The sequence below is a fragment of the Candidatus Termitispirillum reticulitermitis genome, from assembly GCF_054655775.1.
On record NZ_BAAIHG010000065.1, the window covers coordinates 1 to 6,831 of the forward strand.

The 6,831-nt window shown below is 45.5% G+C and carries 9 protein-coding genes, 4 tRNA genes and 1 pseudogene; 2 read left to right on the forward strand and 12 right to left on the reverse strand.

What is annotated here, in order from left to right; genetic code table 11:
- The 12 genes from AC1MDJ_RS06370 to AC1MDJ_RS06425 all read right to left on the reverse strand — a co-directional run.
- The coding region (locus tag AC1MDJ_RS06370) for a sulfide/dihydroorotate dehydrogenase-like FAD/NAD-binding protein (RefSeq protein WP_479690101.1) at window positions 1-788 on the reverse strand (788 nt) is incomplete at its 3' end.
- A 28-nt stretch (window positions 789-816) separates the two neighbouring features.
- Window positions 817-2,919 carry a polyribonucleotide nucleotidyltransferase gene (pnp, locus tag AC1MDJ_RS06375; RefSeq protein WP_479690102.1) on the reverse strand — a complete coding sequence of 701 codons (2,103 nt, stop codon included), beginning with the start codon at window positions 2,917-2,919 and terminating at the stop codon, window positions 817-819.
- A 2-nt stretch (window positions 2,920-2,921) separates the two neighbouring features.
- Entirely contained in the window at window positions 2,922-3,191 is a 270-nt protein-coding gene (rpsO, locus tag AC1MDJ_RS06380) for a 30S ribosomal protein S15 (protein WP_479690103.1), read from the reverse strand.
- 19 nt (window positions 3,192-3,210) lie between these two features.
- Window positions 3,211-3,987, reverse strand: coding sequence for a hypothetical protein (locus AC1MDJ_RS06385; RefSeq protein WP_479690104.1), 777 nt, complete (start codon window positions 3,985-3,987; stop codon window positions 3,211-3,213).
- Window positions 3,988-3,990: 3 nt separating this feature from the next.
- Window positions 3,991-4,413 (reverse strand): 50S ribosomal protein L11, encoded by a 423-nt coding sequence (rplK, locus tag AC1MDJ_RS06390; protein WP_479690105.1) that lies wholly within the window; start codon window positions 4,411-4,413, stop codon window positions 3,991-3,993.
- A gap of 16 nt (window positions 4,414-4,429) precedes the next feature.
- The gene (gene nusG / locus AC1MDJ_RS06395) at window positions 4,430-4,957 is read right to left on the reverse strand and encodes a transcription termination/antitermination protein NusG (protein ID WP_479690106.1); all 528 of its coding nucleotides are present in this window, start codon (window positions 4,955-4,957) and stop codon (window positions 4,430-4,432) included.
- Between the two features lie 10 nt (window positions 4,958-4,967).
- Window positions 4,968-5,156, reverse strand: a complete 189-nt coding sequence (gene secE, locus AC1MDJ_RS06400; protein WP_479690107.1) for a preprotein translocase subunit SecE — start codon at window positions 5,154-5,156, stop codon at window positions 4,968-4,970.
- A 1-nt stretch (window position 5,157) separates the two neighbouring features.
- Entirely contained in the window at window positions 5,158-5,307 is a 150-nt protein-coding gene (rpmG, locus tag AC1MDJ_RS06405) for a 50S ribosomal protein L33 (RefSeq protein ID WP_479690108.1), read from the reverse strand.
- Window positions 5,308-5,364: 57 nt separating this feature from the next.
- A tRNA-Trp gene (locus AC1MDJ_RS06410) sits at window positions 5,365-5,437 on the reverse strand.
- Window positions 5,438-5,614: 177 nt separating this feature from the next.
- Window positions 5,615-5,688: transfer RNA gene (locus tag AC1MDJ_RS06415), tRNA-Thr, on the reverse strand.
- A gap of 17 nt (window positions 5,689-5,705) precedes the next feature.
- Window positions 5,706-5,777, reverse strand: a tRNA-Gly gene (locus tag AC1MDJ_RS06420).
- A 12-nt stretch (window positions 5,778-5,789) separates the two neighbouring features.
- A tRNA-Tyr gene (locus AC1MDJ_RS06425) sits at window positions 5,790-5,872 on the reverse strand.
- 389 nt (window positions 5,873-6,261) lie between these two features.
- Between AC1MDJ_RS06425 and AC1MDJ_RS06430 the strand changes: the two genes are divergently transcribed.
- Together AC1MDJ_RS06430 and AC1MDJ_RS06435 are read left to right on the forward strand one after the other, a co-directional pair.
- The gene (locus AC1MDJ_RS06430; protein WP_479690109.1) at window positions 6,262-6,489 is read left to right on the forward strand and encodes an acyltransferase family protein; all 228 of its coding nucleotides are present in this window, start codon (window positions 6,262-6,264) and stop codon (window positions 6,487-6,489) included.
- A gap of 43 nt (window positions 6,490-6,532) precedes the next feature.
- A pseudogene (locus AC1MDJ_RS06435) lies at window positions 6,533-6,831 on the forward strand (acyltransferase family protein); the annotation flags it as partial.

The following is a 6,831-nucleotide window of genomic DNA, read 5'->3' on the forward strand; positions in this document are numbered from 1 at the left end:
TAAAAAGACTGGCGTTTCATAGTCTCCTCAAAGTCAACTTTTAATCCGTCAAAATCGGGTCCATCTACGCAGGCAAACTTCACCTCGCCACCCACACTCACGCGACAACCACCACACATGCCCGTGCCGTCCACCATTAACGGGTTCAACGACACGCCCGTAGGTAGTCCTAATGGTTTAGTGTAATCTACAACAGCCTTCATCATTATCATAGGACCAATCGCCACTACTAGGTCGTAAATAACACCCTTTTCTAACTGCGATTTTAGAACATCGGTCACGACGCCCTTAATGCCAAGCGAACCGTCATCGGTAGCATAGAGCACACTATCAGCAAAGGCTTCAAATTCTCTCTTTAATATTACAAGTTCCCTATTCCTGCCACCCAGCACACAATCAACCCGCACACCCATCTGCTTTAAGTGTTTCATCTGCGGATATAACGGCGCAATGCCAACCCCGCCGCCTATACCTAACACCGATTTTAGATTTTCTACAGGATAATGCGCGGGTTCGCCCAGCGGTCCCGCCACGGCGGAGAGGTTATCTCCCGCACACTTGCCGTCAAGCTCACGCGTGGAGTAACCTACCACCTGATAGATTATGTTTATAGTGCCCTCGTCCCTGTCGTAGTCCTCAATAGTCAACGGTATGCGCTCGCTGTCATCGTTCGCACAGACTATCACAAACTGACCGGGCTGACAGCCACGCGCAACATAAGGCGCATACACCGTCATGAGCGCAACACCCTCGCTGAGCTGAACTTTGCTAACTACCTTATACATCATAACATAGCTCTAGTCAGGCAATGTTGTGCTATTTAGGCAACAGGGCTTTCCTAGATAGTTCCAGCCTGCCACTGCGGTCTTTGCCCGTATAGAGCACGTCTAGCTTATCGCCCACACTCACAACATCAGCCATATTAGCCGTCCGCGAATGGTCGTATTGCGACACGTGCAACAGCCCCTCCAGTCCTGGCAATATCTCAACAAACGCACCATACTCCATTACCTTTTTAACAGTAGCTTTATACGTGCGCCCCTCTATAGCCTCTGCCACAGAAGCCTCTACCATATCAATAGCACGTTGCATAGCATCAGCATTAGTTGCGAATATATTTACTATACCGCCATCAAATATATCTATCGTAGCACCAGTAGCCTCTATAATAGCTTTGACATTCTTGCCCTGAGGTCCTATCAGCATACCAGTCTTTTCAGGGTTAATGTGAACAACCTTAACACGCGGTGCAGTAGGAGCAAGCTCTGGACGCACTTCTGGCAATGCCTTTTGCATCACATCTAGCAGGAACATACGCCCAGCATAAGCCTGAGTCAATGCCTCTGACAATATCTGCCGCGACAGTCCCTTTATCTTAATATCCATCTGCAATGCAGTGATGCCATCGCGAGTACCAGCGACCTTGAAGTCCATATCGCCCAAGTGGTCTTCAAGCCCCATAATATCAGTCAATATTACATATTTGCCATCCTGATAAACAAGCCCCATAGCTATACCAGCAACAGGCGCACTAATAGGCACCCCAGCATCCATTAGAGCAAGCGTTCCGCCACAAACAGTCGCCATTGACGATGAACCATTAGATTCCAATATTTCAGATACTACCCGCACTACGTATGGAAAGTTATCATTGCTTGGCAATACCCTAGACAACGCCCTCTCAGCCAATGCACCATGACCAATTTCTCTGCGACCGGGAGCACCAATCCTGCCCGTCTCGCCGACACTATAAGGCGGGAAGTTATACTGTAGTGTGAAAGTCTTATTAACATTGCCCTCTATCGTGTCAGACATCTGACTGTCACTCTTAGAGCCTAACGTAACTGATACCAACGCCTGCGTTTCGCCACGCGTAAAGAGTGCAGAGCCATGCCCACATGGTAACACAGTCGTTTCAATATCTATCGGGCGGATTTCGTCCGTCTTTCTGCCGTCCACACGATTCTTCGTAGTGACAATATGCTCACGGAACACATACTTTTCAACCTCTTTAACAAGGTCTTTATAGAAAAGCTCATTTTTGTCAAAATCTTCGTGAGTCGCTTTCAATAGTGCAGTCAATTCTGCCTTTACAGCATCAATGGCAGCGTATTTCTCCAGCTTACCTTGCACCGAAAAAGCATCTCTAAACTTGCTACCGACCTTTGAGATGCCGTCCTTCACAAGTGCCTCTGGTATAGCATAGTCAACATAATCCATCTTAGCCTTGCCGACAGATTTTGCCATTTCTTCTTGCAAGGCTATGATTTTCTTAATCTCTTCATGACCGAAAATCAACGCATCAACAATCGCCTCTTCGCTGGCAACCGCCATACCCGCCTCAACCATAACTATAGCGTCTTTCGTGCCTGCAAGAATTATGTTCATCTCTAGTTCACTATACTGCGCTACAGATGGATTCACTATCAGCTTACCACTCAGCTTGCCCACCCTAACCGCACCCACAGGAATAGTGAATGGTATGTCAGAAATCATCAATGCAGCACTTGCTGCATTCAGAGCCAACACATCGGGCATATTGACATTATCAGCCGATACAACCGTAGCTACGAGTTGCGTTTCATTCCTAAAGCCCTCTGGAAACATAGGACGCAAAGGTCTATCTATCAGCCTAGCCGTCAACGTTTCCCTATCGCTAGGCTTAGTCTCACGCTTAATATATCCGCCGGGAAACTTGCCTATTGCATAAAATTTCTCAATATAATTAACTGTCAGCGGGAAAAAATCAGTGTATGATTCTGGCGTTGAACCTACAACTGCCGTCACTAGGACAACAGTATCACCCTGACGCGCCCAAATAGCACCGTTAGCCTGCTTTGCCTTCCAACCCGTTTCAAACGTTATTGATGCACCCCCACCTGTGAGAGCGACTGAAAATATCTTAGCGTTTTTCTCCATGATTACTTCCTAATGCCGAGAGATTCAATCAAAGAACGATAGCGGGCATAATCTTTCTGCTTCAGATAATCCAGCAACTTGCGGCGTTTGCCGACAAGCATAAGCAAACCACGCCTAGAATGGTGGTCTTTTACATGAGTCTTAAAATGCTCTGTAAGATACCCAATGCGGTCAGTGATAAGCGCAACTTGAACCTCAGGTGAGCCTGTATCGCCATCGTGTATCTTAAACTGCGCAATTAAATCCTGTTTCCGTTCCTTAATAACTGTCATAAAAATATCCTCCAATAATCTACTTCGCAAGCTCAAATAGTATCAACTGATTGTGCTTGCCGTCCTCTGAATCTTGTACAAAAAAGTTCACAACTAATAACTGCTCACTAAATTTGGGCAGCCTTAATGCCGCTTTATCTTCAAGTGAACAATCTAACACAACCTTGTCAGGTGTATCGCCGAACTCGTCTTCATTGCGGAAAGTGCATTGCTTGTTGTCATCATCTACGTAATGTCCCACCAGCGAATAGGGGACACTATCTTTAGGCAACACCCTTGCAACCGTCACGGCAGAGTAAAACCGCAACTCCCCCTCCGCAACAGCACCATAGTCAAAATAACGAATAGCAAGCAACCTATCATTACTGCCCGCCGCTTGTTTCAAGAGCGTCTTCTGAGCGGGAGTACAGGCTAACCGCAACGTGCTTGCCCCTAACGCAAAAGTGCAGTCGTCTTTATTGTCAGTGTTCCTGCGCGGAAAGAAATACCCATAAACCAATGTAGGTTCTTTTCTTGTCCCGCCACACAGGGCGCGAATTTCACGATGTTCTCTCTTATCGTAAAAGTCCACACAAGCATTTACCTGACCTGCAGCTAGCACAGCCGCATCACCAGCGGTGCACTTTGCCGAAAAAGTAGCTTTCGTAGCCACGTCTACTAATTTACACTCACCATCAGATTTACTATATTCAATAAAGTTGCAGACAGCTGGTCCTGCAAATGCAAAACCAGCCCCCAGCATATATATAAATGCACATGCTAATATAGCTAATGCATCAAAACGCCTAACCATCACCTGCTACCCTACCTCTACGCCCATACTGCGCGCTGAACCAGCGACAGACTTCATTGCTTGCTCTACGTTTTGGGTATTCAAATCAGGCAACTTAGTTTCAGCAATCTTTTTCAACTGCTCATTAGTCAATTTGCCAATCTTTGTCTTGTTAGGTACACCAGAGCCTTTCTCTAATTTCAACTCTTTCTTAATCAACTGAGAAACAGGCGGAGTCTTTGTTACAAACGTAAAGCTCCTGTCCTCAAAAACCGTAATCACCACAGGGATAATAAAATCGCCCATAGCTTGCGTATTAGCATTAAACGCCTTACAGAACTCCATAATATTGACACCACGCTGACCCAGCGCAGGACCAACCGGCGGAGTAGGTGCCGCCTTACCCGCCTGTATTTGCAATTTAATCTGCCCCATAACTTTCTTTGCCATAATAGTTATCCTTCCTTTAGCCTTTCATCCGTCTTATCTGCAGGTAGCTCAACTCAATAGGAGTTTGCCTGCCAAACACACTTACGATGACACGCACCTTCTCACGCTCAACGTTCACCTCGTCTATCATACCAGGAAAACCTAGGAATGGTCCGTCTGTCACCTCAATGGAATCGCCCTTGTTAAATTTAGACATTAAGCGCGGTGCCTGCTCGCTAGCCCTAGATAGCATTGCATCAACATCCGCCTGCGGTATCGGCACAGGCTCAACACCACCTATAAAACCAGTGACCCTTGCCACAGCCCGAACGACATTCCAGTTTTCAGTTGACATCTCCATCTGCACAAGCACATAGCCGGGATACGTCCTGCGAACCTTCTTCACGGGCTTGCCGTCATGCAACTCAATCACCTCTTCAGTAGGGATAAGCACTTGACTAATCTGTTCATACAGGTTCAGTTCCGCAATCTTCTTGTCTAACAACGCCTTAACTCTATTCTCTGCGGCAGAGTTGGTGTGGATTACATACCATTCTTTAGCCATATCTGCCCTCCTACCCCATTACCACAGTGGCAAGCCGTGCAAGCACAGCATCGGCAATGCCAAGATAGACCGTAAGTATCGCCATTAACACCAACACGACAGCAGTCGTGCCAATAGTTTGTTGCTTGGTGGGCCAGCTAACCTTTTCCAACTCCCCTTTCACTTCATTGTAAAACGCAAGAGCTTTATCTATGCCCATCCTACTTAACCTCTCTATGGGTAGTATGTTTCTTGTCGTGCGGGCAGTATTTCTTTATCTCTAACTTGCCCGTCATAGTCCGCTTGTTCTTGGTTGTCGTGTAGTTGCGCCTCTTACATTCAGAGCACGCAAGTGTTATAATTTCTCTCATAATATCGTCCCCCATATACACGTTATTTAATCACACAAAACTAATCACTCATAAATACAGGCCAAGAAGGACTTGAACCCTCAACCGCCGGTTTTGGAGACCGGAACTCTACCAATTGAGCTATTGGCCTAAGTATATAGCTCTGTTTGCACGTCCTGTTGTGCACGAACTTTCGCAATTACTCCGCAAACATTTCCCTCAAACAACAAGCAATTGTTGTTTTTTCTTGCAACATTCTGTTGCGCTGGTCAATGGCACAAGTTAAATTTTACACACGTTCACAACATTGTCTAATTTTTCAGCCACAAGCCCACATCCGGAATCGAACCGGAGACCTCGTCCTTACCAAGGACGCGCTCTAACCGACTGAGCCATGTGGGCAGACTCACCACGCCCCAAGCGGGCGACGGGACTTGAACCCGCGACCATCAACTTGGAAGGCTGATGCTCTACCACTGAGCTACACCCGCACAAAAACACAATGGAGAGAGGAGGATTTGAACCTCCGAAGCTTACGCAACAGATTTACAGTCTGTCCCCTTTGACCTAACTCGGGAATCTCTCCATCAAAACAACCACAAACCATATACAAAACTACATAATAGACCACATGCGGACTATACACTAGATAAGAACGCCCCCTTTTGAGGGGGTGAAAACATTACACAAAGCATATTCTAGCGTAGCATTATATTACTACGATACATCCTTATAACACAGCATTATAACAATGTCAAACTATTTTATAACTTTTTTCTAAGAAAGTTGACATACAGAAAATAATCGTATAGAATCGCCACGTATATGCTTAGCATTTAGGAGATAAGATGATAAATATGAAGTTTTTTGCGTCCGCGCGCTCTGCGCTGTTATTGGTGATGTGCGTTTGCCTCTTATGCCAGATAGCATAGAGCACCTGACTCCAGAACAGCGCAAACACTATATGGGTATGAAATGAACTATCGTGCAGATATAGATGGGTTGAGGGCATTTGCTGTTATCCCTATAATACTTTTTCATTTAGATTTCACCAAGTTCTTTGGTGGTGGTTACGCTGGTGTGGATATATTCTATGTAATATCGGGGTTTTTAATCACCAGTATTATATATGGTGAGATGATTGGCAATGTTCAAAAATCAAACGCTGTTATGACGGGGGGGGGGGCAGCGCTCATTAGCTAGCTCTGAAGCTACGTCACACCTTGCAGGCGAGGGATTTAGTTTTCTAAAATTTTATGAACGTAGGGTTAGGCGTATAATCCCGCCATTAGTTTTTGTAGCGTTAGTATCAACCGTATTAGCTGAACTTCTGTTTTCTCCTAGGTATTTACAAAGCTATCTTACATCTTTAAGGTATATGTTCGCATTCGTGCCCAATGTGTTTTTTTGGCAAGAGTCTTTCAACTATTGGACTATACCAGACGGCACAAAACCATTGCTACATACGTGGTCTTTAGGAGTAGAGGAGCAGTTTTATATACTATTTCCACTAGTATTATTCCTATTGGTTAAATACCTAAATAA